22 protein-coding genes and 1 pseudogene are annotated in these 24,246 nt (G+C 72.3%); 12 read left to right on the top strand and 11 right to left on the bottom strand.

Annotation, left to right across the window (positions count from 1 at the left end; genetic code table 11):
- The coding region (locus HCK04_RS24480) for a trimeric intracellular cation channel family protein (protein WP_142649731.1) at nt 1–559 on the bottom strand (559 nt) is incomplete at its 3' end.
- 115 nt (nt 560–674) lie between these two features.
- Between HCK04_RS24480 and HCK04_RS24475 the strand changes: the two genes are divergently transcribed.
- Entirely contained in the window at nt 675–1,931 is a 1,257-nt protein-coding gene (locus HCK04_RS24475) for a GAF domain-containing SpoIIE family protein phosphatase (protein ID WP_142649730.1), read from the top strand.
- A gap of 30 nt (nt 1,932–1,961) precedes the next feature.
- Here HCK04_RS24475 and gap read toward each other — a convergent pair whose 3' ends face one another.
- A complete protein-coding gene (gap, locus tag HCK04_RS24470; protein WP_142649729.1) occupies nt 1,962–2,960 on the bottom strand; it encodes a type I glyceraldehyde-3-phosphate dehydrogenase in 999 nt (332 codons plus the stop codon).
- Nucleotides 2,961–3,097: 137 nt separating this feature from the next.
- Nucleotides 3,098–4,045 carry a DJ-1/PfpI family protein gene (locus HCK04_RS24465; RefSeq protein WP_142649728.1) on the bottom strand — a complete coding sequence of 316 codons (948 nt, stop codon included), beginning with the start codon at nt 4,043–4,045 and terminating at the stop codon, nt 3,098–3,100.
- Nucleotides 4,046–4,213: 168 nt separating this feature from the next.
- On the opposite strand from HCK04_RS24465, the gene HCK04_RS24460 reads away from it, so the two are divergent.
- Genes HCK04_RS24460 through HCK04_RS24435 form a run of 6 tightly spaced genes read left to right on the top strand, consistent with a single transcriptional unit; the run spans nt 4,214 to nt 11,564 of the window.
- The gene (locus HCK04_RS24460) at nt 4,214–5,302 is read left to right on the top strand and encodes an LLM class flavin-dependent oxidoreductase (protein ID WP_142649727.1); all 1,089 of its coding nucleotides are present in this window, start codon (nt 4,214–4,216) and stop codon (nt 5,300–5,302) included.
- The gene (locus HCK04_RS24455; protein ID WP_142649726.1) at nt 5,299–6,492 is read left to right on the top strand and encodes an LLM class flavin-dependent oxidoreductase; all 1,194 of its coding nucleotides are present in this window, start codon (nt 5,299–5,301) and stop codon (nt 6,490–6,492) included. Before HCK04_RS24460 ends, HCK04_RS24455 begins: the two co-directional genes overlap by 4 nt.
- Nucleotides 6,489–8,102: an ABC transporter substrate-binding protein gene (locus HCK04_RS24450; protein WP_260617390.1), complete on the top strand. Its 1,614-nt coding sequence runs from the start codon at nt 6,489–6,491 to the stop codon at nt 8,100–8,102. The genes HCK04_RS24455 and HCK04_RS24450 overlap by 4 nt, the downstream gene beginning before the upstream one ends.
- Entirely contained in the window at nt 8,099–9,088 is a 990-nt protein-coding gene (locus tag HCK04_RS24445) for an ABC transporter permease (RefSeq protein ID WP_142649724.1), read from the top strand. The genes HCK04_RS24450 and HCK04_RS24445 overlap by 4 nt, the downstream gene beginning before the upstream one ends.
- Nucleotides 9,088–9,939 (top strand): ABC transporter permease, encoded by an 852-nt coding sequence (locus tag HCK04_RS24440; RefSeq protein ID WP_142649723.1) that lies wholly within the window; start codon nt 9,088–9,090, stop codon nt 9,937–9,939. The genes HCK04_RS24445 and HCK04_RS24440 overlap by 1 nt, the downstream gene beginning before the upstream one ends.
- Nucleotides 9,936–11,564 carry an ABC transporter ATP-binding protein gene (locus tag HCK04_RS24435; protein WP_142649722.1) on the top strand — a complete coding sequence of 543 codons (1,629 nt, stop codon included), beginning with the start codon at nt 9,936–9,938 and terminating at the stop codon, nt 11,562–11,564. The genes HCK04_RS24440 and HCK04_RS24435 overlap by 4 nt, the downstream gene beginning before the upstream one ends.
- A gap of 43 nt (nt 11,565–11,607) precedes the next feature.
- On the opposite strand, the pseudogene HCK04_RS24430 reads toward HCK04_RS24435, so the two are convergent.
- The 4 genes and pseudogenes from HCK04_RS24430 to HCK04_RS24415 all read right to left on the bottom strand — a co-directional run bounded on the left by HCK04_RS24430 (nt 11,608) and on the right by HCK04_RS24415 (nt 15,850).
- A pseudogene (locus tag HCK04_RS24430) lies at nt 11,608–12,792 on the bottom strand (LLM class flavin-dependent oxidoreductase).
- A complete protein-coding gene (locus tag HCK04_RS24425; protein WP_142649721.1) occupies nt 12,789–14,141 on the bottom strand; it encodes an NtaA/DmoA family FMN-dependent monooxygenase in 1,353 nt (450 codons plus the stop codon). The pseudogene HCK04_RS24430 and the gene HCK04_RS24425 overlap by 4 nt, the downstream one beginning before the upstream one ends.
- A gap of 43 nt (nt 14,142–14,184) precedes the next feature.
- The gene (locus HCK04_RS24420; protein WP_142649720.1) at nt 14,185–14,895 is read right to left on the bottom strand and encodes a GNAT family N-acetyltransferase; all 711 of its coding nucleotides are present in this window, start codon (nt 14,893–14,895) and stop codon (nt 14,185–14,187) included.
- A 37-nt stretch (nt 14,896–14,932) separates the two neighbouring features.
- On the bottom strand, nt 14,933–15,850 hold the full coding sequence (locus HCK04_RS24415) for an NADP-dependent oxidoreductase (protein WP_142649719.1): 918 nt from the start codon (nt 15,848–15,850) through the stop codon (nt 14,933–14,935).
- A gap of 101 nt (nt 15,851–15,951) precedes the next feature.
- Here HCK04_RS24415 and HCK04_RS24410 point away from each other — a divergent pair, with 101 nt between their 5' ends.
- Genes HCK04_RS24410 through HCK04_RS24400 form a run of 3 tightly spaced genes read left to right on the top strand, consistent with a single transcriptional unit; the run spans nt 15,952 to nt 18,696 of the window.
- Complete coding sequence (locus HCK04_RS24410; RefSeq protein ID WP_142649718.1) at nt 15,952–16,941, top strand: amino acid ABC transporter permease; 990 nt, start codon at nt 15,952–15,954, stop codon at nt 16,939–16,941.
- Complete coding sequence (locus tag HCK04_RS24405; protein ID WP_142649717.1) at nt 16,938–17,702, top strand: amino acid ABC transporter ATP-binding protein; 765 nt, start codon at nt 16,938–16,940, stop codon at nt 17,700–17,702. The genes HCK04_RS24410 and HCK04_RS24405 overlap by 4 nt, the downstream gene beginning before the upstream one ends.
- A gap of 16 nt (nt 17,703–17,718) precedes the next feature.
- Nucleotides 17,719–18,696, top strand: coding sequence for an ABC transporter substrate-binding protein (locus HCK04_RS24400; protein WP_142649716.1), 978 nt, complete (start codon nt 17,719–17,721; stop codon nt 18,694–18,696).
- Between the two features lie 119 nt (nt 18,697–18,815).
- On the opposite strand, the gene HCK04_RS24395 is transcribed toward HCK04_RS24400, so the two are convergent.
- Nucleotides 18,816–19,406, bottom strand: coding sequence for a hypothetical protein (locus HCK04_RS24395; protein ID WP_240971762.1), 591 nt, complete (start codon nt 19,404–19,406; stop codon nt 18,816–18,818).
- Nucleotides 19,407–19,582: 176 nt separating this feature from the next.
- Entirely contained in the window at nt 19,583–20,158 is a 576-nt protein-coding gene (locus HCK04_RS24390) for a TetR/AcrR family transcriptional regulator (protein ID WP_240971761.1), read from the bottom strand.
- 111 nt (nt 20,159–20,269) lie between these two features.
- On the opposite strand from HCK04_RS24390, the gene HCK04_RS24385 reads away from it, so the two are divergent.
- Together HCK04_RS24385 and HCK04_RS24380 are read left to right on the top strand one after the other, a co-directional pair.
- Nucleotides 20,270–20,824 carry a hypothetical protein gene (locus tag HCK04_RS24385; RefSeq protein WP_142649714.1) on the top strand — a complete coding sequence of 185 codons (555 nt, stop codon included), beginning with the start codon at nt 20,270–20,272 and terminating at the stop codon, nt 20,822–20,824.
- 163 nt (nt 20,825–20,987) lie between these two features.
- Nucleotides 20,988–21,449: a GNAT family N-acetyltransferase gene (locus HCK04_RS24380; protein WP_142649713.1), complete on the top strand. Its 462-nt coding sequence runs from the start codon at nt 20,988–20,990 to the stop codon at nt 21,447–21,449.
- A gap of 15 nt (nt 21,450–21,464) precedes the next feature.
- Here the strand turns inward: HCK04_RS24380 and HCK04_RS24375 are convergent, their stop codons facing one another.
- Nucleotides 21,465–21,881 (bottom strand): hypothetical protein, encoded by a 417-nt coding sequence (locus HCK04_RS24375; protein ID WP_142649712.1) that lies wholly within the window; start codon nt 21,879–21,881, stop codon nt 21,465–21,467.
- Entirely contained in the window at nt 21,878–24,178 is a 2,301-nt protein-coding gene (locus HCK04_RS24370) for a cbb3-type cytochrome c oxidase subunit I (protein ID WP_205830651.1), read from the bottom strand. The genes HCK04_RS24375 and HCK04_RS24370 overlap by 4 nt, the downstream gene beginning before the upstream one ends.
- Nucleotides 24,179–24,246 lie beyond the last annotated feature (68 nt).

Here is a 24,246-nt window from a genome sequence, read left to right as displayed (position 1 = left end):
CGAGGATGCGGAACGCGAAGGCGACCACCGCCGAGGACAGGGTGGCGGTGAACCCCCGGACGTCCAGCGCGTACAGCACGGCCATCATCGTGGAGCCGAGCATGGCCGGCACGGCGTAGAGCTCCCGGTCGTAGAGCAGGGTCGGCTTCTCGCCGGACAGGACGTCCCTGAGGACGCCGCCGCCGACCGCCGTGCAGACTCCGAGGAACACGGCGTGCATCGGCGCGAGGCCGTAATACAGCGCCTTGGACGTCCCGACCGCGCAGAACAGGCCGAGGCCCGCCGCGTCGAAGACCAGCACCCCGGGCATGGCCCGTTCGACCTGGCGATGCCAGAAGAACGCGATGACGGCGGCGGCGATCGGCACGAGGAGATAGGCCGTGTCGCGCAGCGCGGCGGGCTGCACGCCGATGAACAGGTCGCGCACGATGCCGCCGCCGACGGCCGTGAAGAACGCGAGCACCGCGATGCCGACCGCATCGAACCGCTTGCGTACGCCCTCCAGCGCGCCGGACAGGGCGAATACGAAAATTCCGGCGAGGTCGAGCACGGGGGTCACAGCCGCTCAGTCTTCCATAAACAGGGTAAAACCCCTGGCCTGCGCCTTGGTTCGGTGTGAAGCGGGGCGGGGTAGCGTCGGGAATATGCCGCAGGACGGGCAGCGGGGGAGGTAGGTGAACGGGTGCCCTGACACCGGGCGCATCTGGGGCGGTCTGGTGCGTGATCACCATCTGACGCCCCTGGAAGACCTGGCGTCATTCGTCATCGAGCACGTCAGGCCGCTCGGCTTCAGCGAGGTCATGATCTACGTCGCCAGCCTGCGGGCGCTGTATCTCGTGCCGCTGCCGGGGCAGAGCGACGCGTACGGCGAGCCCCTGAACCGCCTCGCCATCGACACGACCCTGGCGGGCCGTGCCTTCCGCGACCTGGAGATCGTCCAGGCGCGTCCCGCGGTCGACCCGTACGCCGCCGAGACCGCGGAACCCCTCGGCAGCGAGGCGCCGCGGCGGCTGTGGGTGCCGATGCTGAACGGCACGGAACGGGTCGGGGTGCTCGGCGTGACCGTGCCCGTGGTCGACGCGGCCACCGAGCGGATCCTGACCGAGCTGGGCGGCCTGGTCGCGCTGCTCGTGGTGAGCAAGCGGGCCTACAGCGACGCGTTCGCCCGGCTGGTGCGCACCGAGGAGATGCACCTGTCGGCCGAGATGCTGTGGACGCTGCTGCCCGTCAAGAGCTTCGCGACCGAGACGATGACGGTGAGCGCGGCGCTGGAGCCGGCCTACCGCGTCGGCGGGGACGCCTTCGACTACGCCCTCGACGGCACCACCCTCCACCTGGGGATCTTCGACGCCATGGGGCACGACACCTCCGCCGGGCTGACCGCGGCCATCGCCCTGAGCGCCTACCGCAACAACCGCCGCAGGCGCCGGGCCGGGCTGCTCGACGTCAGCGACGCGATCGACGAGGCGATCGCCGGGGAGTTCGGCGCTTCACGTTTCGCCACCGCGGTGCTGGCCGACCTGGATCTGCGCACCGGATGGCTGACCTGGGTGAACCGGGGGCATCCGCCACCGCTCGTGCTGCGGCGGGGGCGGTTGGCCTGCGTGCTGGACACCCCGCCGGACACCCCGATGGGCCTGCGCCTGGGCCCGGCCTCCGTGCTCGCGCGCCGCCAGCTGGAGCCCGGCGACCGGCTGCTGTTCTACACGGACGGCATCATCGAGGCGCAGACCCCGGACGGGGAGCGGTTCGGGCTGGAGCGCTTCGCCGACTTCGTCATCCGGCGCGAGTTCGACGGCGTCGCCGCCCCGGAGTCGCTACGCCGCCTGATCCACTCGATCCTCGTCTACCAGCGCGGCCGGCTGCAGGACGACGCCACGGTGCTGCTGGCCGAGTGGCGCACCGGGCGGGAGCGCCGGCACACGATGTGAGCCGCATGCACGGCAGGCCGGCGTGCGGGCTCAGGCGCGGGCGAGCAGCTCCAGCGTGTCGACGACCCGGTTGGAGAAGCCCCACTCGTTGTCGTACCAGGCCACGACCTTGACGTGCCTGCCCTCGACGCGGGTCAGGGCGGCATCGAAGATCGCCGACGCGGGCTGCCCGGTGATGTCGCTGGAGACCAGCGGCTCGTCCGCGTAGTCGAGGATGCCCTTCAGCCTGCCGTCGGCGGCGGCGCGGTAGGCCGCGAGCACCTCGTCGCGGGCAACCTCCCGTGAGACGGCGGTGTTCAGCTCCACGATCGAGCCCACCGGCACCGGCACCCGGATCGAGTCGCCCGAGAGCTTGCCGTCGAGGTTCGGCAGCACCAGGCCGATGGCCTTGGCGGCCCCCGTGGTGGTGGGCACGATGTTCACACCTGCCGCGCGGGCACGGCGCAGGTCGCGGTGCGGGCCGTCCTGGAGGTTCTGCTCCTGGGTGTAGGCGTGCACCGTGGTCATGAAGCCGTGCTCGATGCCGGCCAGGTCGTCCAGCACCGACGCCAGCGGAGCCAGCGCGTTCGTGGTGCACGAGGCGTTCGAGACGACCACGTGCCGGGCGGGGTCGTACGCCTCGGTGTTCACGCCGTAGGCGAGGGTGACGTCGGCGCCGTCGGAGGGGGCGCTCACCAGCACGCGCCTGGCGCCGGCGTCGATGTGCGCGCGGGCGGCCTCCGCCTTGGTGAAGCGGCCGGTGGACTCCAGCACGATGTCCACGCCGAACTCCGACCAGGGCAGCTTGGCGGGTTCGCGTTCGGCGAGCACCGCGATGCGGCGGCCGCCGACCACGAGCGCGGCGCCGTCCACCTCGACGGAGCGGCCGAGACGGCCGAGGGCGCTGTCGTACTTCAGCAGGTGCGCGAGGGTCTCGGGGGCGGTGAGGTCGTTGACGGCGACCACTTCGAGGTCGCTGTCACGTTCGATCAGGGCGCGGAGGGTGTTGCGTCCGATGCGGCCGAATCCGTTGACGGCGATGCGAGTCATGGGCGTTCCTTTCGTTCCGCGCTCCATGATCGGCACCCGGACGCCGCGCCGACAGTGGCTCGAAAGACATCGTACGCAAGGATCAAGCCAGAAGTTTCGCCACCGTCCGCAAGGATCTCGCCACCGCCGTCCGGGCGTCAGGCGGAGAAGGTGTGGCGATACTCGGTGGGGGAGGTGCCGAGGATGCGCTGGAAGTGCAGGCGCAGGTTGGCGCCGGTGCCGAGCCCGACCCGGTCGGCGATCTGCTCCACACCCAAATCGGTGCGTTCGAGCAGCTCGCGTGCCAGATCCACCCGTGCCCGCAGCACCCACTGCATCGGCGTGTAGCCGGTGTCCTCCACGAACCGCCGGGAGAAGGTGCGCGGCGACACCCGCGCGTGCCGGGCGAGGGTCTCCAGGGTCAGCCGTTCCGACAGGTGTGCCAGGGCCCACTCGCGCGTGTTCGCGAAAAGGTCGCCGAGCGGCTCGGGGACGCTGCGGGGCACGTACTGCGCCTGGCCTCCGCTGCGGTAGGGCGCCGCCACCAGCCGTCTCGCCACGTGGTTGGACAGCCCGACGCCGTGGTCGCGCCGCACCAGGTGGAGGCACAGGTCGATGCCGGACGCCGCGCCCGCCGACGTCAGCACGTCGCCCTCGTCCACGAACAGCACGTTCTCGTCCACCCGTACGAGCGGATGCCGGGCGGCGAGGGCCTTGGTGTAGTGCCAGTGGGTCGTCGCCCGCTTGCCGTCGAGCAGGCCCGTCGCCGCCAGCGCGAACGCCCCCGTCGAGATGGCCGCGAGCCGGGTGCCGCGCTCGTGGGCGGCCATGAGCGCGCCGACGACCGCGGCCGGCGGTTCCGTGGTCGCGGGCTCCCGGTAGCCGGGGATGAAGATCGTGTCGGCCTCCTCGAAGGCGCCGAGGCCCTCGGCCACGTGATAGGAGAGGCCGTCGCCGCCGGTCACCAGCCCGGGCGCGGGGCCGCACACCCGCACCTCGTACGGCATGCTCGGCCGGTTGGAGAACACCTGCGCCGGGATGCCGACGTCGAGCGGTTTCGCGCCCTCCAGCACGAGCACGGCGATGCGATGGTTTCTCGGGCTCATCGGCCTCCTCCGGCTCCCCCCGCGATCCGGCGGGCGCCGCCTCCGCACCGTGACCGCAATGACCACTATCGCAATCATCCTGCCACCGGCCCATCCCAGCCGTTGACAAAGCATGCTTTTCCTACATAGTTAGTAGGTAAAGCCGCCCCCCGGGAGGTATGCGACCCCGTGAAATTCCTCGCCATCACCCTCATCGCGCACGGGCCAGACCCGCTGACCGGCGAGACCAAATCCACCACCGAACGGTTCCGCGACGTCGTGGACGGCGCCGTGCTCGCCGAGGAGCTGGGCTTCGACGGCTTCGGGGTGGGAGAGCGGCACGAGCGGCCCTTCATCTCCTCGTCGCCGCCGGTCGTGCTCAGCCACATCGCCGCCCTGACCTCTCGCATCCGGCTGTTCACCGCGGTCACCACGCTCAGCCTGCTCGACCCCGTGCGGGCGTACGAGGACTACGCGACGCTCGATCACCTGTCGGGCGGCCGGCTGGAGCTGATGATCGGCAAGGGGAACGGGTCGGCCCAGGCGCGGCTCTTCCACGTCACCCCCGAAGACCAGTGGGACCGCAACCGGGAGGCGTACGAACTGTTCCGCAGGCTCTGGCGGGAGGACAAGGTCACCTGGGAGGGCCGGTTCCGGCCGTCCCTCACGGACGCGGAGACGTGGCCGCGCCCCCTGCAGCGGCCGATCCGGGTCTGGCACGGCAGCGCCACCAGCAAGGACTCGGTCGAGCTGGCCGCCCGCTATGGCGACCCGCTGTTCTCGGCGAACGTCACCAACCCCATCGAGCCGTACGCCGAGCTGGTCGACCACTACCGCGAACGATGGGCGCACTACGGGCACGACCCGGCCGACGCGCTGGTGGGCGCGGGCAGCGCCGGCTTCTACACGGCACGCACCTCCCAGGAGGCGATCGCCACCTATCGCCCGATCTACGACGCCCGGGTCGCGCTGTTCCGCAAAGCGGGCGTGGAACCGGTCTTCCACTCGCTGGAGGACGCCATCGAGCGCGGCTCGATCCTCGTGGGCAGCCCCCAGCAGATCATCGACAAGGTCCTGCGCTATCACGCGCGGCTCGGCCACGAGGTCATGCACATCAGCGCGGACGGCGACGGCCTGACCCGGGCGCAGCACCGGGAGGCCCTTGAGCTGTTCCAGAGCGACATCGCCCCCGTGCTGCGCAAGGAGATCCCGAGCCGGCCGTTCCCCGAGAACCCCCCCCTCACGAGCACCCTCACGAGCACCGGAGCGCCGGCATGACCGTCCCCAAGCAGACAGCACAGTCGAACACGGTGCGGCCGGTTCCCCTGTCGATCCTCGACCTGGCCCCGATCCCGTCCGGCAGCGGCGCGGGAGACGCGTTGCGCAACAGCATCGACCTCGCCCGCCACGCCGAGCGGCTCGGGTATCTCCGCTACTGGGTGGCCGAGCACCACTTCGCGGCCGGTGTCGCGAGCTCGGCCCCGGCGGTGCTCATCGGCCTCATCGCGGCCGCGACGAACCACATCAGGGTGGGTTCGGGCGCGGTGCAGCTCGGCCACCAGACGCCCATCGCGGTGGTCGAGCAGTTCGGCCTCATCGACGCGCTCCATCCCGGCCGGATCGACCTCGGGCTCGGCCGTTCCGGGCAGCGCAGGGCCGAGGTCGTGGCCGCCCAGGCCCGTCAGGCACCCGCCCCGGCCGCGGCGCCGCGTGAGTCGCGGGTGGTGGACGGGCTGCTGATCCCGCCCGCGTTCTCCTTCGCCGAGCTGGCCCGCCTGCCGCAGCTCGCCGTCCAGGCCGCGCTGCTGCAACAGCCGGGCGCGCGGACCCCCGACTTCGCCGAGCAGGTCGAAGAGATCGTCGCCTTCCTCGAGGGCACCTACCGGTCGCCCGACGGGATCGCGGTGCACGCCGTGCCGGGCGAGGGCGCCGAAGTGGAGCTGTGGATCCTCGGCAGCAGCGGCGGGCAGAGCGCGAAGGTGGCGGGGGAGCGCGGGCTTCCGTTCGCCGCCAACTATCACGTCAGCCCGGCGTCGGTGCTGGAGGCCGTGGAGGCCTACCGGGAGGCGTTCACGCCGTCCAAGGTGCTGTCCGAGCCGTACGTCGTCGTCTCCGCGGACGTGGTCGTGGCCGAGGACGACGCGACGGCCAGGGAACTGGCCAAGCCGTACGGCCTGTGGGTGCGCGCCATCCGCACAGGCCAGGGGGCGATCCCCTACCCGACGCCCGAGGAGGCGGACGCGCACGTCTGGAGCGAGGCCGACCGGGAGCTCGTGGCCGACCGGGTGGACACCCAGTTCGCGGGCTCGCCGGAGACGGTCGTCGAACGGCTGCGCGTGCTCCAGCGGGTCACGGGCGCGGACGAGCTGCTGGTCACCACGATCACGCACGAACACGCCGACCGGGTGCGCTCCTACGAGCTGCTCGCGGAGGCATGGCAGACCGGCACGGCAGGAGGAGCACTGTGAAGGCCATCAGGGGCGCGCTGCCCTTCATCCTCGCCGCGGCCCTGGCCGCGTGCGGTTCCCAGACGCCGTCCGAGCAGACCGGCGGCGGCACCTCTCTCACGTGGGCCGTCGAGACCGAGCCCATCACGTTCAACCCCCACCTGTGGGCGCAGAACAAGGCCAGGCTGCTGGTGTTCAACCAGTTCGACGCGCTCCTCGCGCGCGGCGAGGACGGGTCGTTCGTCCCCTGGCTCGCCACGTCGTGGAGGGTCTCGGACGACGGCCGCACCTACACGCTGGAGCTGCGCGACGACGTCACCTTCCAGGACGGCACGAAGTTCGACGCGGCGGCGGTGAAGGCCAACCTCGACAAGCTGCGCGAGCCCGGCTACAACCCGGCGGTCGCCGCCATCCAGCTGCACGCCTTCGACAAGGCCGAGGTGGTCTCGCCCACCACCCTGAAGATCACGCTGAAGGAGCGGGACGGGCTGTTCCTGGACTTCCTCGCCTCGCCGTACGCGGGGCAGGTGTCCCCGAAGTCCCTCAAGGAGGCCAAGGACCTGAAGGCCGGCGGGCCGGACGTGGTCGGGACCGGCCCGTTCGTCCTCGACCGCTATGTGCGGGGCCAGGAGGTCCACTACACGCGCAACCCCCGCTACAACTGGCCGCCGCAGGGCAGCGCCCACCAGGGACCGGCGTACCTGCCGGAGGTCACCTACCGCTTCCTGCCACAGGCGGCCGTCCGCATCGGCGCGCTCACCTCCGGGCAGGTTCAGGTCATCGAGGGCGTCCCGGCCACCGACATCCAGACGGTCAAGAGCGATCCCTCGCTGTCCTTCCAGTCGGCGCTCAACTCCGGCACGGCGTTCTCCTACTACTTCAACACCTCCCACCCGCCCTTCGACGACAAGCGCGTGCGGCAGGCGTTCCGGGAGGCCGTCGACCTCGACACCGTGCTGGCGTCCGTCTACCAGGGCACCGCCAAGCGGGCCTGGAGCGTCGTCGCCGACACCAGCCCGTTCTACGACCCGTCGCTGGAGAAGACGTACGGCGGGGACGCCGCCAAGGCGAACGCGCTGCTCGACGCGGCGGGCTGGACCCAGCGCGACGCCGAGGGCTACCGGACCAAGGACGGCAAGCGGCTGACGGTCCGCTCGGTGGCCGCGGCGCCGTACGTCCGCGACCGCAGGGACATCCTGGCCCAGGCCATCCAGGCGCAGGTCAAGCAGACGGCGGGCATCGACTTCCAGGTGAAGATCGTGGACCAGGGCACGGCGCAGAAGGCGTACGACGACGACGCGTACGAGATCTTCGAGAACTCGCGCGGCGACTCCGACGCCGGGGCCGCGCTCAACCTCATCCTGCCGAGGGGCGGGGCCATCAACCGCACCCACTACGAGGACGCCACCCTCGACAAGTGGCTCGCCGGCGCGTCGGCGAGCTCCGACCCCGCCGAGCGGAAGGCCCTGTACGCGAAGGTCCAGCGCAAGGTGGTGGCCGACGAGGCGGTCGTCTTCCCCATCTACGTCCCCTCCGACCAGATCGCGGCGAGCAAGAACGTGCAGGGCCTCGGCTTCGACCCCGTCTCGGGCACGCCGCGCGGCGTCTACGACGTGCGGATCGCCGCATGACTGCGACGCTGCCGGCCCGGCGGCCCCCGGCGCGGCCGCGGCTTCCGGACCTGCGGGTGCCCGCCTGGCTGGGCACGCCGGTGCGCAGGCTCGTCTCGGCCGTGGCCGTGCTGTGGGCGGCGGCCACGACCGCGTACGTCGCCCTGCTGCTGGCGCCCGGCGACACCGTCGACATCCTCGTTGGCGACGGCGCCGACACGCCGGAGATCCGGGCGCAGATCATCGCCGAGTGGGGGCTGGACCGGCCCGAGGCAGTGCGCTACCTGAGCTATCTCGGCCGGCTGCTGCACGGCGACCTCGGCCGCTCCTACCAGTTGCAGCGCGACGTCAGCGAAATCCTGGCCGGGCAGGTGGGCCCGACCGTGCGGCTGACCCTGGCGGCCGCCGTGGTCGGCGTCGTGCTGGCGCTCGTCGTGGCGGTCGCGACGGCGGGCAGGTCGGTCTGGCCGCGCCGGATCGTCTCCGCCGCCGAGCTGGTGGCGGTGTCGGTGCCGCAGTTCGTGATCGGTATCGTGCTGCTTTTCGTGTTCTCGTTCTCGCTCGGCTGGTTTCCCGTCTCGGGCGCGGCCGACCCGCAGGCGCTCGTCCTGCCCGCGCTGGCGCTCGGCCTGCCCGTCGCCGGCGTGCTCGGGCAGGTGCTCAGGGAGGGCCTGGAACGCGCTCTGGAGCAGCCGTTCGCGGTGACGGCGCGCTCGCGCGGCCTCAGCGAGCGTGCCGTGGTGGCCCGGCACGCGCTGCGGCACGCGTTGCTGCCCGCCGTCACCCTCACCGGCTGGTTCACCGGTGTCCTGCTCGGCGGGGCCGTCATCACCGAGGCGCTCTTCGGCCGCCCGGGGCTCGGCCGGGTGACCATGCAGGCCGTCACCGGCAAGGACATGCCGGTCGTGATGGCCGTCGTCATCCTGTCGGCGGCGGTCTACGTGACGATCAGCGCCCTGCTCGACCTCGCCTACCGGCTCATCGACCCCCGGCTCAGGAGCGCGTGATGGCCGTCGCCGCCCCCGTCGTCCGATCCGCCGCCCGGCCCGGCGCCCGCGTGCGTCCCGGCCTCGTCGTCGCGTTGCTCGTCCTGGCCGCCCTGGTCGTGGCCGTGGCGGCCCCGGGCCTGGTCACCCGGGTCGACCCGCTGGCGGCCGACCCGCTGCGGGCGCTGGCCCCGCCCGGCGCGGGCCATCCGCTCGGCACCGACCACCTCGGGCGGGACGTGTTCGCCCGCGTCGTCTACGGCGCCCGCCACTCGCTCGGCATCGGGGCCCTCGCGACCGCGCTCGCGGTGGGCGCGGGCTCGCTGCTCGGCCTGGCCGCCGGGCTGGCGGCCCGCCTCGCCGGCGAGGCGCTGGCCCGCCTGTTCGACGTGCTGTCGACCTTCCCCGAGCTGCTGCTCGCGCTCCTCGTGATCGCCATCACGGGCCCCGGCACCTGGAACGTCGTCGCCGCCATCGGGATCGCCCAGATCCCCACGTACGCGCGTGTCGTGCGGGCGCAGACGTTCGTCGTGCGCCGCTCCGGCTACGTCGAGCAGGCGGTGACGTTCGGCCACTCGCGGCTCCGCGTGATCGTGCGGCACGTGCTGCCCAACGTCGTCGGGCCCGTCCCCGTGCTGGCCACGATCGGGCTCGGTCAGGCCGTCATCGCCACATCCGGCCTCAGCTTCCTCGGCATGGGACCCCAGCCGCCCGCCCCGGAGTGGGGCACCATGCTGGCCGAGTCGCGGGACTACCTGCGGGTCGCCTCGTGGGTGGCCTTCTCCCCGGGGGTGGCCCTCACCCTGTCGGTCGTGTGCCTGACCGTGGCCGGGCGGCATCTTCAGCGGCGTTTCGAGGGAAGGACACCATGACAGAGCTCGCGGTCACCCGCGCCCATCCCGCCGCCGGCGCCGCGCCGCTGGTCGCGGTGGAGGACCTGCGGGTCTCGTTCCCCGCCTCCGGCGTCGAGGCCGTACGCGGGGTGTCGCTGTCGATCGCGCCGGGGGAGTGCGTCGCCCTGGTCGGCGAGTCGGGGTCGGGCAAGAGCGTGACCGCCCGCTCGCTCATCGGCCTGGCGGGCCCGGGCGCGACGGTGCGGGCGTCGGCGTTCCGCGTCGGCGGCGGGGACGCCCTGACCTTCGGCCCGCGCGAGTGGCGCCGCCTGCGCGGCAGGTTCGCCGGGCTGGTCCTGCAGGACGCCCTCGTCTCGCTCGACCCGCTGCGCACCGTGGGGGCCGAGATCACCGAGGTGCTGGCCGAGCACGACGTGGTGCCCCGCCGGGCCCGGCCGGAGCGCGTACGGGAGCTGCTGGCGGCCGTGGGCATACCGGACCCGGAGACCCGCGTGGGGCAGCACCCCCACCAGCTGTCCGGCGGGCTGCGGCAACGGGCGCTGATCGCCTCCGCCATCGCCGCCGAGCCCGAGCTGATCATCGCGGACGAGCCCACGACCGCCCTCGACGTGACCGTGCAGGCCCAGATCCTGCGGCTGCTCGCGGATCGGAAGGCGGCCGGGACGGCGCTGCTGATGATCAGCCACGACCTCGCCGTGGTGGCCACCATGGCCGACCGCGTCCTGGTCATGAAGGACGGCCTGGTGGTCGAGGACGGCCCGGCGCGGGAGGTGCTGACGACTCCGCGGCACGACTACACGCGGGCACTGCTCGCCGCCGTGCCCTCCGCGTCTACCGCGCCGCGCCGGCCGTCCCGCTCCCCGGCCTCCACCCCGTCCCTCACCCCGGCCCCGCGCGATCCCGTGCTCGCCGCCACGGGGCTGTCGGTCGCGTACGGCTCGCGCAAGGCCGTGGACGGCGTCTCCTTCCGCCTGCACGCGGGGGAGACGCTCGGCGTCGTCGGCGAGTCGGGGTCGGGCAAGACGACCCTCGCACGGCTGGCCCTCGGCCTGCTCGCGCCCGACGCGGGCGAGGTGAGCCTGCGGGGAGGCCCGTGGAGCGCCCTGCCCGAGCGGCGGCGGCGCCCTCTCCGTCCCGCGATCCAGGTGATCGCGCAGAACCCGCTCGACTCCTTCGACCCGCGCCACACGGTGGGCCGCCTGGTCACCGACCCGCTGTCGGCGCTGCCGCGCGGCCGGCGCAGGGAACGCGCGGTCGAGCTGCTGGGCCGGGTGGGGCTGCCGCCCGAACTGCTCGGCCGGCGTCCGCGCGAGCTGTCCGGCGGCCAGCGGCAGCGGGTGGCCATCGCCCGCGCGCTCGCGTCCCGGCCCGAGGTGCTGATCTGCGACGAGCCCGTCTCCGCGCTCGACGTGTCCGTGCAGGCCCAGGTGCTCGACCTGCTGGCCGAGATCCAGGCCGAGGACGGGACGGCGCTGCTGTTCATCTCCCACGACCTGGGCGTCGTCCGCCACCTGAGCGACCGGGTCCTGGTGATGAAGGACGGCCGTGTCGTGGAGGAGGGCGACGCCGGCGAGGTCTTCCGTCATCCCCGGCATCCGTACACCCGGGAGCTGCTGGCGGCCGTGCCCCGGCTCCCCGGATGAAGCTGTGCGGGGCGAGCCCGGCCGCCTCGCCCCGCACACGACTTCAGGCCGCGTAGCGGCTGGCGGGGCGGTCCAGGCCGAGCCGCCCGCGCAGGTCCGCCGTGTCGTACGCCGACCGGAACGCGCCCGCGTTCTGCAGGGCGGGCACCAGGCCACGGGTGATCGCCGTCAGGTCGTGCGGCAGCACGCCCGGCCTGAGCCGGAAGCCCTCCAGCCCCGCCTCCCGCCACTCCAGCAGCAGCCCGGCGAGCTCCTCGGGGGTGCCGGTGAAGACGTGGGCGTCCGACTCGAACGCCGCGCCGTCGAGGTCGTCCAGCCGGGCCTTGCGCCCGGCCGCGTCGTGGGCGTCGAGGAACACCACGAGATCCGCGAAGATCCGCAACGGCGGCTCGGTGCGTCCCACCGCCGCCTCCGCGGCCCGTACGCTTCCGACGATCGCCGCCGCGTCCTCCCGGTCGCGCGGCGTGACGTACACGACGTCGGAGGACCGGGCCGCGAACTCGTACGGCAGCCTGTCGTGGGCCAGGGAGGTGACCAGCGGCTGGCCCTGCGGGGAGCGCGGCGTGATCGAGGGGCCCTTCACGCTGAAGAACTCGCCGCGGAAGTCGATGTAGTGGAGCTTGTCGCGGTCGATGAAGCGGCCGGTCGCGACGTCGCGGATCTCGGCGTCGTCCTCCTAGCTGTCCCACAGGCGGCGGACCACCTCGACCGCGTCGGCGGCCTCGGCGAACAGGGCCCGCACGTGCTCGGCGAAGGCGGGATCCCGGTCGAGGGAGTAGTCCTGCGGCGGGAACGGAGGGCGGCGGCCGAAGTGCGCGACGTAGTCGGGACGGCCGGAGATCTGGGGCCGCCAGCCGGCCCTGCCGCGGCTGATGTGGTCGAGCGAGGCGATGCCGATCGCGACGTGGAACGGCTCGGTGTGCGTCGTGCTCGTGGTCGGCACGAGGCCGATCCGCGAGGACAGCGGGGCCACCCGCGAGGCGATCAGCACCGCGTCGAGCCGCCCGCGCACCTGGTCGAGGCGGCCGTCCGGCTCGTTGAGCCGGGAGGACTGCAGGCCGAGCGCGTCTTCGAACGTGACGAAGTCGAGCAGGCCGCGCTCCGCCTCGGCGACGAGCTCGGCCCAGTATCCGGGGGTGAACAGCCGGTCGGGCCGCGCGCCCTCGGCCCGCCACGCGGCCGGGTGCCAGCCCGCCCCGTCCAGCGCGACGGCGAGATGCAGGGTCATGAGGTCTCCTCGATGCGGTTCGGAGTGCGGGGGGCGAGGCCGAGGTGGTCGCGGAGGGTGGGCCCGGTGTAGTCGGCCCGGAACACGCCCTTCTCCTGCAACAGGGGGACGACCTTGTCGACCAGGTCGTCCAGCCCGCCCGGGGTCAGGTGGGGGACGAAGATGAAGCCGTCGGCCGCGTCGGACTGCACGAAGTGGTCGATCTCGTCGGCGACCGTCCGCGGCGTGCCGATGAAGGTCTGCGGCGTGGAGACCTCGATGGCGAGCTCGCGGATCGACAGGTTCTTCTCCTCGGCGAGGGCGCGCCACTTGGCCACCAGCTCGCCGCGGTCGCGGCGGAACGCCGCGTGGCCCTTGGTCACGCCCTCGTCCAGGTTCGGCTCGACGTCGGGCAGCGGGCCGTCGGGGTCGTATCCCGACAGGTCGCGGCCCCACACGGCCTCCAGGAAGTAGAGCGCCGTCTGCGGGCTCACCTGCGCGCGGCGGATCTCGACGGCACGCTCGGCGGCCTCGGCCTCGGTGTCGCCCAGCACGTACGTCACCGCGGGCAGGATCTTGAGGTCCTCGGGCCGTCTGCCGTACGCCGCGAGCCTGCGCTTGACGTCACGGTAGAAGGCGCGGCCCTCCTCAAGCTTGCTGTGCCTGCTGAAGATCACGTCGGCCGACGACGCGGCGAACTCGCGGCCCTCGTCGGAGTCGCCGGCCTGGATGATCACCGGGTGGCCCTGCGGGCCGCGCGGCACGTTGAACAGCCCCGAGATGTCGAAGTGCCGGCCCTGGTGGCGGAACGGCGTGACGCCGCCGGGCCGCAGGAACCGCCCCGACCGCGCGTCGGCGGCCACCGCGTCCGCCGCCCACGAGTCCCACAGCTCCCTGGCGGTCTGCAGGAACTCCTTCGCCCGGGTGTACCGGTCGGCCTCGGCGAGGAAGCCGCCCCGGCGGAAGTTCTCCCCGGTGAAGGCGTCGAAGCTGGTCACCACGTTCCACGCGGCCCGGCCGCCGCTCAGGTGGTCGAGCGTGGCGAGCCGCCGCGCCACCTCGTACGGCTCGTTGAAGGTGGAGTTGACGGTCGCGGCGAGCCCCAGGTGGGTGGTGACGGCGGCCAGGGCGGAAAGGACGGTGAGCGACTCCGGGCGTCCCACGACGTCCAGGTCGTGGATGCGTCCCTTCGCCTCGCGCAGCCGCAGCCCTTCGGCCAGGAAGAAGAAGTCGAACTTCCCGCGTTCGGCCGTCTGGGCCAGGTGACGGAACGAGTCGAAGTCGATCTGGCTGCCCGACGCGGGATCGGACCAGACCGTGGTGTTGTTCACGCCGGGGAAGTGCGCGGCGAGATGGATCTGCTTGGTCACGAGGACTCCTGGTGTCGTGAAACGGTCGCCCGATCTGCCGGTCTCACGCGACCGGCATGTCGGCGGGCACGCGTACGGTGGCGAACGTCGTCCGCCGGCGCAGGCGGAAGCCGAGCGCCTCGTAGACCCGGATGGCGGAGACGTTGCTCGCGGCGGCGTGCAGGAACGGCGTCTCGCCGCGGGCGCGGATGCCGGCGGCGACGGCCAGGACCAGCCGCGACGCCAGGCCCTGGCGGCGGAAGGCCGGATCGGTGCAGACCGCGCTGATCTCCGTCCAGCCGGGCGGGTGCAGCCGCTCCCCGGCCATCGCGACCAGCGCGCCGCCGCGGCGGATGCCCAGGTAGGTGCCCATCTCGATGGTGCGCGGCCGGAACGGGCCCGGCTGCGTGCGCGCGACGAGATCCAGCATCTCGGGCACGTCCGCCGCCCGCAGGCGGACCGCCTCGTCGTCGGGGGCGGGGACCACGTCGTCGCCGACGAGTTGCACGCCCTCGCCGTGCGCGACCACCTCCCACCCGTCCGGCAACCCGTCCGGCGCCGCGATGGCGTCGCCGGTGACCGCGACCGTCGCACCCGGCCCCGCGAGCTTGGCCAGGTCGTTCCAGTCCGCGGGGCCGGGCTCGTCGGGCAGCGCGAAGAACGGGGACACATCGTCCGGGTAGCGCAGCGCGCCGCCGCACCGTTCGGCGAAGCGCGCGTGCGGGCCGGTCAGCGACGCCCACGCGGGGTTGTCCAGGAGGTGCCGGTCGCTCACTTCGGCTCCCCTCGGGGCGCCTCGCCGCGGCCGGCGCTCACGCGTCCACCTCGATCACGATCTTGCCGCGGGCGTGGCCGTCCTCCACCGCGCGCAGGGCCTCGGGAGCCTGCGCGAGGGGGAAGGTCCGCGTGACGTACGGCCGGAGGGCGCCGCTCGCGGCGAGGTCGGCCACCGCTTCGAGCGTCGCCCTGTCACGCGCTCGCAGGACGAGGGAACCGCCGAGCCGCGTGACCGTCTCCCCGTCGGCCGCGCTGATCAGCTTCGACCGGTCCTTCAGCACCTCGGCCGCCTCCTCCAGCGCGGCGCCGCCGACCAGGTCGTAAACCGCGTCGACGCCGTCCGGCGCGGCCGCGCGGATCCGGTCGGCCACGCCGGGCCCCGGCTCGACGTGGACGACGCCGAGCGACTCCACGAAGTCCTTCTTGCCGGGGCCGGCCGTGCCGATCACGGTGACGCCGGTGTGCCTGGCGATCTGCGCCGCCGCCACTCCGACCCCGCCGCCGACGCCGGTGATCAGCAGGGTGGCGCCGGCCGGCAGTCCGAGCTGGCGCACGCCGTCGTAGGCGGTGGCGGCCGCCACGGGCAGGGTCGCCGCGTCGGCGAACGACAGGCCGTCGGGCTTGCGCGCGGTCAGCTCGCGGGGGAGCAGCGCGTACCTGGCGAATCCGCCGGCGACCGTGTTGCCGAACACCGCGTCACCGGCCGCGAACTCGGTGACGCCGTCCCCCGTCTGCTCGACCACTCCGGACACCTCGCGGCCGAACACGGCCGGGAACTCGACCGGGACGATCTGCGCGAGGTGACCCTCGCGCTGTTTCCAGTCCACGGGGTTGACTCCGGCGGCGCGCACCGCCACGAGCACCTGCCCGGGACCGGGCACCGGCCGTTCGACGTCCGCGAACGCCTCGACCTCCGGGCCTCCGTATCGGGTGAACACATATGCCTTCGGCATCGGACCTCCTGTCGTTCGTCCGCCTGCCACGTATCCTAGATAAAAACCTACTAAACAAGTAGGTGTTGACGGTATTGCGTCTATGTGCTGAAGATGAAGACATGTCAGACGTCCGGGGCGCGGTGACCGCGCCCGCCGTGCTGGAGGAGACGGCGGCCGAGTCCGCCGGCTCCCTGACCGTCGTCAAGGCACGCCACCCAGGGCGCTGGATCGCCGGCGCGGTGGTCGCGGTGCTGCTGGCGATGGCGGTCAACGCACTGATCACCAACCCGGCCTGGGACTGGCCGGTCGTCGGCGCGTACCTGTTCCACCCCTCGGTGCTGCGCGCGGTGCTGTTCACGGTGGAGCTGACCGCGCTCGGCATCGTGCTCGGCTTCCTGCTGGGCACCGTGCTCGCGCTGATGCGGCTGTCGCGCGTCCCGCTGCTCGCGTCGGCGGCCTGGGGCTACGTGTGGCTGTTCCGGTCGGTGCCGCTCATCCTGCAACTGCTGTTCTGGTACAACCTCGCCGCGCTGTACAAGCAGATCTCGTTCGGGGTGCCGTTCGGGCCCGCGTTCTTCTCCGTCGACTCGATGGACCTGATCGGGCCGGTGACGGCCGCCGCGCTCGGCCTGGCGCTGCACCAGGCGGCGTACGCCGCGGAGATCGTGCGGGGCGGTTTCCTCTCGGTCGACCCTGGCCAGCTGGAGGCGGCCGCCGCGCTCGGCATCCCGAGGGCCAGGCAGATCTTCCGGATCCAGCTTCCGCAGGCCATGCGGTCGATCGTCCCGGCGGCCGGAAACGAGATCATCGGCCTGGTCAAGGGCACCTCGGTCGTCTACATCATGGCGCTGCCCGAGCTCTTCTACCAGGTCCAGGTGATCTACAACCGCAACGGCCGGGTGATCGCGATGCTGCTCGTGGCCGCGATCTGGTATCTCGTCCTCACCACGGTGCTGTCGGTCGTGCAGCACCACGTGGAACGCAGGTTCGGCCGTGGCCTCGCGCGGGCACTGCCGCCCACGCCGCTGGAGCGGGCGCGCCGGATCCTCGCCGTACGGCGGGCCGCCCGGCGGCAGGGCCCGGCCTGGGACGGAGGCGGGCGGCGATGAGCACCCCCATGGTCGACGTGCGCGGCGTGCACAAGAGCTACGGCCCGCTGGAGGTCCTGCGCGGGGTGGACCTGACGGTCCGGCCCGGCGAGGTGACGGTGATCATCGGTCCGTCCGGATCGGGCAAGTCGACGCTGCTGCGCAGCATCAACCACCTGGAGAAGATCGATCGCGGCTACGTCGCCATCGACGGCGAGCTCGTCGGCTACCGGCGGTCCGGAGACCGGCTGTACGAGCTGCGGGAACGCGACATCCTGCGCAGGCGCACCCAGATCGGCTTCGTCTTCCAGAACTTCCACCTGTTCCCCCATCTCACCGTCAGGGAGAACGTGACCGAGGCCCCCATCTCGGCCCAGGGCCGCCCTCGCGAGGAGGCCGAGGCGCTGGCGGCCGAGCTGCTGGAGCAGGTGGGCCTGTCGGACAAGGCCGACGCATATCCGCGGCAGCTGTCCGGGGGACAGCAGCAACGGGTCGCGATCGCCCGGGCCCTGGCGCTGCGGCCCAAGGTCGTGCTGTTCGACGAGCCCACCTCGGCACTCGACCCCGAGCTGGTGGGCGAGGTGCTGGAAGTGATGAAGGCGCTCGCCCGCAGCGGCACCACCATGATCGTCGTCACCCACGAGATCGGTTTCGCCCGCGAGGTCGCCGACACCGTGGTCTTCATGGACGCCGGTCAGATCATCGAGCACGGCCCGCCCGGGCAGGTGCTCGACCGGCCGGCGCACGACCGCACACGCGCCTTCCTCAGCAAGGTGCTCTGACCCCCCAAGGAATCGCATGCCATCCCTATCCCGGTTGTCCGTGCTGGGCGCGTCCGCGCTGCTGCTGCTGCTCGCCGCCTGCGGCACGGTTCCCGACGACGGCACCGTCGCTGTGGAGGCCGAGGCCGTCCCGCCCGGCGTCTTGAAGATCAACACGAGTCCGGAGCAGAACCGGATCCGGGCCGCGAAGGTGGAGGCGATCGCCGCCGAGGTGCCCGCCGCGATCCGGGACAAGGGGGAGTTCCTGATCGGCACCTCCACGTTCGAGCCGCCGCTGTCGTTCGTCGCCGACGACAACGTCACCCCGATCGGGGTGGAGGAGGACATCGCCTCCCTCGTCGCCGACGTGCTCGGCCTCAAGCTGCGCATCGAGGCCACGTCGTGGGAGAACCTGTTCCTCGCGGTGCGGTCCGGCAAGTACGCCGCCGGCTTCTCCAACATCACCGTCACCGAGGAACGCAAGGACATCTACGACTTCGCCACCTACCGGCTGGACCAGCTCGCCTGGGAGGTGCCGAAGGACAGCACGATCACCTCGATCGCCAAGCCCGCCGACGTCGCCGGGCTCAGCGTGGCCGTGGGCTCCGGCACCAACCAGGAGAAGATCCTGTTGGGCTGGGACAAGCAGAACCAGGCCGCCGGGCTGAAGCCCGTCCGGATCCAGTACTACAAGCAGGCGGCCGACACCTACCTGGCGCTCAAGTCGGGCCGGATCCAGGCGTACTTCGGGCCCAACCCGACCTCCGCGTATCACGCCGCGGTGAGCGGAGACACGAAGATCGTCGGCACCTTCTCCGGCGCCGGTCCCACGCTCCAGGGCCTCATCGCCGCGATGACGCAGAAGGGCAACGGCCTTGCCAAGCCGATCGCCGACGCCCTCAACGCGCTCATCAAGGACGGCACCTACGGCAAGGTGCTCGCCCGCTGGGGCCTGTCCAACGAGGCCGTCCCCGAATCCCTGATCAACCCGCCCGGCCTGCCCCGCGAGCAGTAGGCCGTCAGTAGGCCGTCTCCGCGAAGAGGCACCCGCCAGTTCGGCGGCGGGTCGGCCCGGTAAAGCAGGCGCCCACCCCTGGGGGCGGGGGTGGGCGCCGGAGCCGACGGGCCGCGGGTCTACTTGAGGATCGGGAAGCGGCGGACGAGCGGGATGGCGGCCCACCGGGTGCCGAGCCCGAGGGTGGTGCCGGCGCCCGCGAGGGCGAGGCCCGCCAGGACGATGGCGTAGACGATGTGCTCGTCCATGAAGGGGTTGGTGGTCAGCGGCAGTTCGGCGGCCCACATCATCAGCAGGAGCAGCCCTCCCGCCCCGGCGGCGATGCGCATGCCGATGCCGAGGACGAGTGCGGTGCCGATGCCGGCGAGGCCGGTCATGAACAGCCAGTCGACCCAGGCCTGACCCGCGAGGGCGCCGAACAGGCCGCCGAACGTGTGCTCGGCGGTGCCCTTGAGGAAGCCGGTGGTCGGGCTGCCGCCGTTGATCCACGCCTTGGCGGCGGGGGTGGCGAAGCCCCAGCCGAACAGCTTGTCCAGGAAGGCCCACAGGAACACCCAGCCGATGGCGATGCGGGCGGCGGCCCACACGTACCGGACCGGACCGGTTCCCGTGGTGGCGGGCGTCTCGCCGGGCGTGCGGGGGGCGGGGACGGTGGGAGCGGCGGCGTGGAGGTGGTGATTCCTCTGCTCGCGCCTTTCGACGGTGGCCATGACCGGCCCCTTTCGACGTCTTATCTCTTTTCTCGACATCTCAAGGAAACCGCGATCACCAGCCGCGCCACAGGTGCCGTACGGCACGCTCAGACCGGCGTGAAGTCCCCTGATCGTGGGACCTTCGGTCCGAGCCGGTCAGACGGGAGGATCGGCTCGGCCGGGGGGTGGCCCGATCAGCTCCGGGGCGAGTCGCCGATGCCGATGACGGCCCGGCTGCTGCGGAGGAACGAGGCGGCGACGGTGGCCGGCTGGTCGAGATATCCGGCGACCATGGCGCCGTCGCGGATCAGCATCAGGTCGTCGGCGACCTCGGCGGCGTTCGTGACCCCGAGCGGGGCGACGAGCTGCTCGAACGCCGTCCTGTTCCAGCGGCGATGCGCCTCGACGGCCTTGCGGATCGGGCTGTCCGCGTCGGGGTATTCGGCGGCGGCGTTGATGAAGGGACAGCCGCGGAAGCCGGGCGTGCAGGCGATCGTCCCGATCGCCTCCGCGATCGCCCGCAGGGTGGCGTCGACATCGCCGTCGCCCTGCTTGACGGCCGCGCAGATGCCGTCCCGCTCCAGGGCGGCGCGGCGTTCGAGGTAGGCGACGACGAGGTCGTCCTTGCTCTTGAAGTGCCGGTAGAACGTGACCTTCGTCGTGCCGGCGAGGTCGATGACCTTGTCGACGCTCACCGCGCGGAGCCCATGCGCGTAGAACAGCTCGGTCGCCGCGTCGACGAGGCGCTCACGCATGGGGCTGCTGCTCATGCTCGAGATCATACGCATTCCTCCCTTGCGCCGGACTCGCCGGCGGGCTACCGTCTGCCAAGTAGAGTTACTAGTCATTCTACCTAGCTTGCCTGCCGAAAAGGGGAGACCATGACCACCGTCGCCGACAGAAGCGCCGGCCGCACCGCCATGGCGTTGCGGAACCTCTACGTCGTGCGCTTCGCGTTCGCCCTCGTCTGGGCGATCCTGCTGTTCCTGACGCAACCGGCCACCAGCCCGCTGGGCACGGCCCTGCTCGTGATCTATCCGCTGTTCGACGTCGCCGCGGCGCTCGTCGATCTGCGCTCCACGACCGCGCGCCCCACCGCGGCCCTGTACGTCAACCTGGTCCTCAGCCTGCTGACCGCCGTCGGCCTGGCCGTCACGGCGTCCTCGGGCGTGCCCGCGGCGCTGCGGGTCTGGGGCGCGTGGGCGATCACCGCCGGAATCGTGCAGCTCATCGTGGGCGTCAGCCGGCGCAGCCTCGGCGGCCAGTGGGCGATGATCCTCTGCGGAGGGATCTCCGCGGTCGCCGGCACCGCGTTCATCGTCCAGGCCGGCACCCCGGCCGCGTCGCTGACCAACCTCGCCGGCTATGCGCTCTTCGGCGGCATCTTCTTCCTCGTCTCCGCCCTGCGTCTGAACCGCACCGTCAAGAGCGCGTGAACCCCGCCCCGGAGCCTTCCGGCCGCCGACCACGCCGTCCCCTGAGCAGAGGCACCGCGCTGCTCGGGGGACGGCGCGCTGTTCGCACGCGGGCCCCGAACCGCCGAACCTCGCCTCGCTCCTGGAAGACGCCGGCCTTCGGCCCTCCGAGACCGAGACGGGCATGTGGAAGGACCTGCACGCGGCGCCGTCCGTGCCCCGGGCCGGGGAACTCGACATCCGCCGCGTCACCACTCCCGGGCAACTGGCCGACTACGCGAGCGTCCTGGCGGCGAACTGGAACCCGCCCGCCGTCACGGTGCGCCGGTTCTTCGGGGATGCCGCCACACGGGCGCTCGCCCCCGGCTGCCCGGCCCGCTATCTGGTGGGCTACGTGGGAGGCCGCCCCGTCTGCTCCGCCGAGGTCTTCCGCCACGCGGGAGTCGCCGGAATCTACAACATCGCCACCGTGGCGCCGGACCGCCGGCGCGGACACGGCGGTGCCGTCACCTCGGCGGCCCTGCGCGTCGCGTACGACGAGGGGCACCGCACCGTGGTCCTCCAGGCGTCGTCGGCCGGGGAACCCGTCTATCGCCGTCTTGGTTTCATCCCCTGCGGCGGCTTCAGCGAGTACGCCGTCAGTTGACGCCCCGGAAAGGCACTACCGGTCGTGATTCGCGGCTTTCTGCCCGGGTTCGGGGAAGTCCGCGGGGGTGGCGCGCAGGTGGCCGGTCAGCCATCGTCCCGTGACGGCGATGGCCGCGAGCGCGGCGGCGGCCAGGGCGAGGTCGGGCCAGGCGGGGTGACGCACCGCCTCGACGAGCGTCAGCGAGGCGGCCAGGACGACCAGCACGAGGGCGAGCCCACGGTGGAAGCGCCCCGCCTCGGAGTGCGGCCAGGGCCGCGGCCCCCGGACGATCTCGTGTCCGTCGTGCGAGGGAGCGTGGCCGGGCTCGCGATGGCGTTCGGAACGCCCGGCGACGCGGCGGGCCAGGAGGTCCAGCCCGGCGGCGGTGACGAGCAGCCCGGCCGCGTAGCCGTACGCGAGGACGGACTCCGTGACGAAGGGACCGATCATGCGCTGTCCACCGGCTCCCGGACGTCCGACAGCCGGGGCGCGGGGGTGAGCCCGGTGGCCGGGTCGGCCGCGGCCTGGCGGCCCCTGTGGCGTACGCCGAGCCAGGCGATCCAGCAGAAGGGCAGCACGCCGCCGACGATGAACAGCGCGTCGCCGGGCAGCCGCAGCCACTCCAGAAGCGTGGTGGTGCTGCCGGTGAGGTAGCCGAGCGAGCGCGCCTCGAAGTAGCCGGAGGCCACCGACTCGTGCAGTTGCAGGAACCCGAGCGGCAGCAGGGTGGCGAAGCACATCCAGGCCAGGCCGATGTTGAGGGACAAGAAGGAGACCCTGGCCCACTTCTCCGGCCACCGGCCGGCGGGGATCAGGTAGCGCAGCACGAACAGTCCCAGGGCGACGGCGAGCATGCCGTAGACGCCCATCATCGAGCCGTGCGCGTGGTTGGCCGTCAGGCCGGTGCCGATCTCGTAGTAGGACACGATCGGGAGGTTGATCAGGAAGCCGAAGACGCCCGCGCCGAGGAAGTTCCAGAAGCCGACGGCGACCAGGAACATCACGGCCCAGCGATGCGGGAACGGCGTGCGCGACTCCATGTGCTGACGCGCTCCGAGCTGCACGAACGACCACGCCTCCACGGTCAGGAAGGTCAGGGGGACGACCTCCATCGCGGAGAAGAACGCGCCCAGCGCGAGATGCTCCACGGGCTCGCCGCTGAAGTACAGGTGGTGCATGGTGCCGATCACGCCGCCCGCCGAATAGAGGATGACGTCCAGATAGATCACCACGAGGGCGACCCGCTCCCGCACCACGCCGAGCTGGACGAACATGTAGGCGACCATGACGGTGGTGAACAGTTCGAGGAAGTCCTCCACCCACAGGTGCACCACCCAGAACCGCCAGAAGTCGGTGACGGTGAAGGTGTCGCCCGGTCGGGCCAGCAGCCCGACCGCGTAGACGCCGGGGATCGCCAGGCCGGCCAGGAAGAACAACCAGGGCAGGTTGCCGCGGCTGTCCCTCGCCAGGGTCCCGCGCAGCACCCGCCACATCATCACCGCCCACAGCGCCATGCCGGCGGCCAGCAGGATCTGCCAGACGCGGGGGAGATCGAGCCATTCGAACTGCTGGCTGCCCCAGAAGCTGCCCGGCGGGACGAGTCCGTGGATGCTCAGCCCCTCCGCGACGAGGGAGCCGGACGCCACGACCACCAGGGCGATCAGGAGCGTCCAGGCGAGCCGCCCCTGCCCGCGTGGCTCGCCCCCGGCCATGAGCGGAGCCAGGAAGATGCCGGCCGCGAGGAAGGCGGCCACCACCCAGAACAGCGACAGTTGCAGGTGCCAGGTGCGGGCCAGGTTGAACGGCAGCAACCCGGCCAGGTCGAAGCCGAAGAAGCTCGTGAGGTCGGCCCGGTAGTGCTCCGTCGCACCGCCGAGCAGCACCTGGGCGAGGAAGAGCAGCGCGACGACGAGGAAGAAGAACGCGGTGACCCGCTGCGCGGGCGTGAGCGCCACCTGGTCGGGGGAGCGGAAGTCGACGGCCTCCGCCTGACGGCCGCGCCAGCCCAGATGGGCGCCCCACCGGCCGACGGCCCCGAACAGCGCCCCGATGCCGGCCAGCAGGGCGATCAGCGACACCACGCTCCACAGCACGGCGTCGGCGGTGGGCGCGTTGCCCACCAGCGGCTCGCCGGGCCAGTTGTTGGTGTAGGAGTAGCCCGCGCCGGGGCGTTCTGCCGCGGCGATCCAGGCCGTCCAGGACAGGAACGCGGTGAGCTGGTGGATCTGCCGCGGGTCGGTGATCGCGTACGGACGCAGTCCCTTGCCGGTGTGGGGGTCGGCGAAGTAGCCGCGATAGTGGCCGACGAGGGCGGTGAAGGCGTCCGCCTGCGCCGGCGTGTAGGTCAGCACCCCTGAGCGGGGGTCGTAACGGTTGGCGCGGAACTCCTGCCTGACCTGCTCACGGGCACGGTCGCCGCCGCCGTGGGCCCGCAGGGCGATGGTGGCGGCCCGGCGCAGGTAGTCGGCCGTGTAGTCCGGCCCGAGATAGCCCCCGTGCCCGAGCACCGACCCGTACTGCATGAGCCCGTTGGCGAGGAAGACCTGCTGCCCGTCGGCGACGTCGCGGCCAGTGAACACCTCCTGCCCGGACTCGCTCGCCACCAGCCGCGGCACGGGCGGCTTCGCGGCGTACGTACGGAGGGCGAGCACGCCCATGACGAAGAACCCGAACACCGACACCAGCGCCGCCGCCTGGATCCAGCGCCTGGAGACCAGAAGCCCTCTGCGCGTCCCCGCCCCTGGCACAATCGATCACCGATCTCGATCAGGAAGGGGGAGAGATCCCTACTCCTATCGGGCACGGGCCGCACCGG

This window comes from Microbispora sp. CL1-1 (genome assembly GCF_012034195.1).
GTDB lineage: Bacteria > Actinomycetota > Actinomycetes > Streptosporangiales > Streptosporangiaceae > Microbispora.
This window is presented reverse-complemented; position numbering and strand designations above follow the sequence as displayed.

What these genes read in the sequence shown, in the direction of transcription:
- gap (WP_142649729.1), bottom strand. Translation starts at nt 2,960, where the DNA reads ATGACTCGCATCGCCGTCAACGGATTCGGCCGCATCGGACGCAACACC.
- HCK04_RS24465 (WP_142649728.1), bottom strand. Translation starts at nt 4,045, where the DNA reads ATGAGCCCGAGAAACCATCGCATCGCCGTGCTCGTGCTGGAGGGCGCG.
- HCK04_RS24455 (WP_142649726.1), top strand. Translation starts at nt 5,299, where the DNA reads ATGACCGTCCCCAAGCAGACAGCACAGTCGAACACGGTGCGGCCGGTT.
- HCK04_RS24445 (WP_142649724.1), top strand. Translation starts at nt 8,099, where the DNA reads ATGACTGCGACGCTGCCGGCCCGGCGGCCCCCGGCGCGGCCGCGGCTT.
- HCK04_RS24440 (WP_142649723.1), top strand. Translation starts at nt 9,088, where the DNA reads ATGGCCGTCGCCGCCCCCGTCGTCCGATCCGCCGCCCGGCCCGGCGCC.
- HCK04_RS24435 (WP_142649722.1), top strand. Translation starts at nt 9,936, where the DNA reads ATGACAGAGCTCGCGGTCACCCGCGCCCATCCCGCCGCCGGCGCCGCG.
- HCK04_RS24415 (WP_142649719.1), bottom strand. Translation starts at nt 15,850, where the DNA reads ATGCCGAAGGCATATGTGTTCACCCGATACGGAGGCCCGGAGGTCGAG.
- HCK04_RS24410 (WP_142649718.1), top strand. Translation starts at nt 15,952, where the DNA reads ATGTCAGACGTCCGGGGCGCGGTGACCGCGCCCGCCGTGCTGGAGGAG.
- HCK04_RS24405 (WP_142649717.1), top strand. Translation starts at nt 16,938, where the DNA reads ATGAGCACCCCCATGGTCGACGTGCGCGGCGTGCACAAGAGCTACGGC.
- HCK04_RS24400 (WP_142649716.1), top strand. Translation starts at nt 17,719, where the DNA reads ATGCCATCCCTATCCCGGTTGTCCGTGCTGGGCGCGTCCGCGCTGCTG.
- HCK04_RS24395 (WP_240971762.1), bottom strand. Translation starts at nt 19,406, where the DNA reads ATGGCCACCGTCGAAAGGCGCGAGCAGAGGAATCACCACCTCCACGCC.
- HCK04_RS24390 (WP_240971761.1), bottom strand. Translation starts at nt 20,158, where the DNA reads ATGAGCAGCAGCCCCATGCGTGAGCGCCTCGTCGACGCGGCGACCGAG.
- HCK04_RS24385 (WP_142649714.1), top strand. Translation starts at nt 20,270, where the DNA reads ATGACCACCGTCGCCGACAGAAGCGCCGGCCGCACCGCCATGGCGTTG.
- HCK04_RS24380 (WP_142649713.1), top strand. Translation starts at nt 20,988, where the DNA reads ATGTGGAAGGACCTGCACGCGGCGCCGTCCGTGCCCCGGGCCGGGGAA.
- HCK04_RS24375 (WP_142649712.1), bottom strand. Translation starts at nt 21,881, where the DNA reads ATGATCGGTCCCTTCGTCACGGAGTCCGTCCTCGCGTACGGCTACGCG.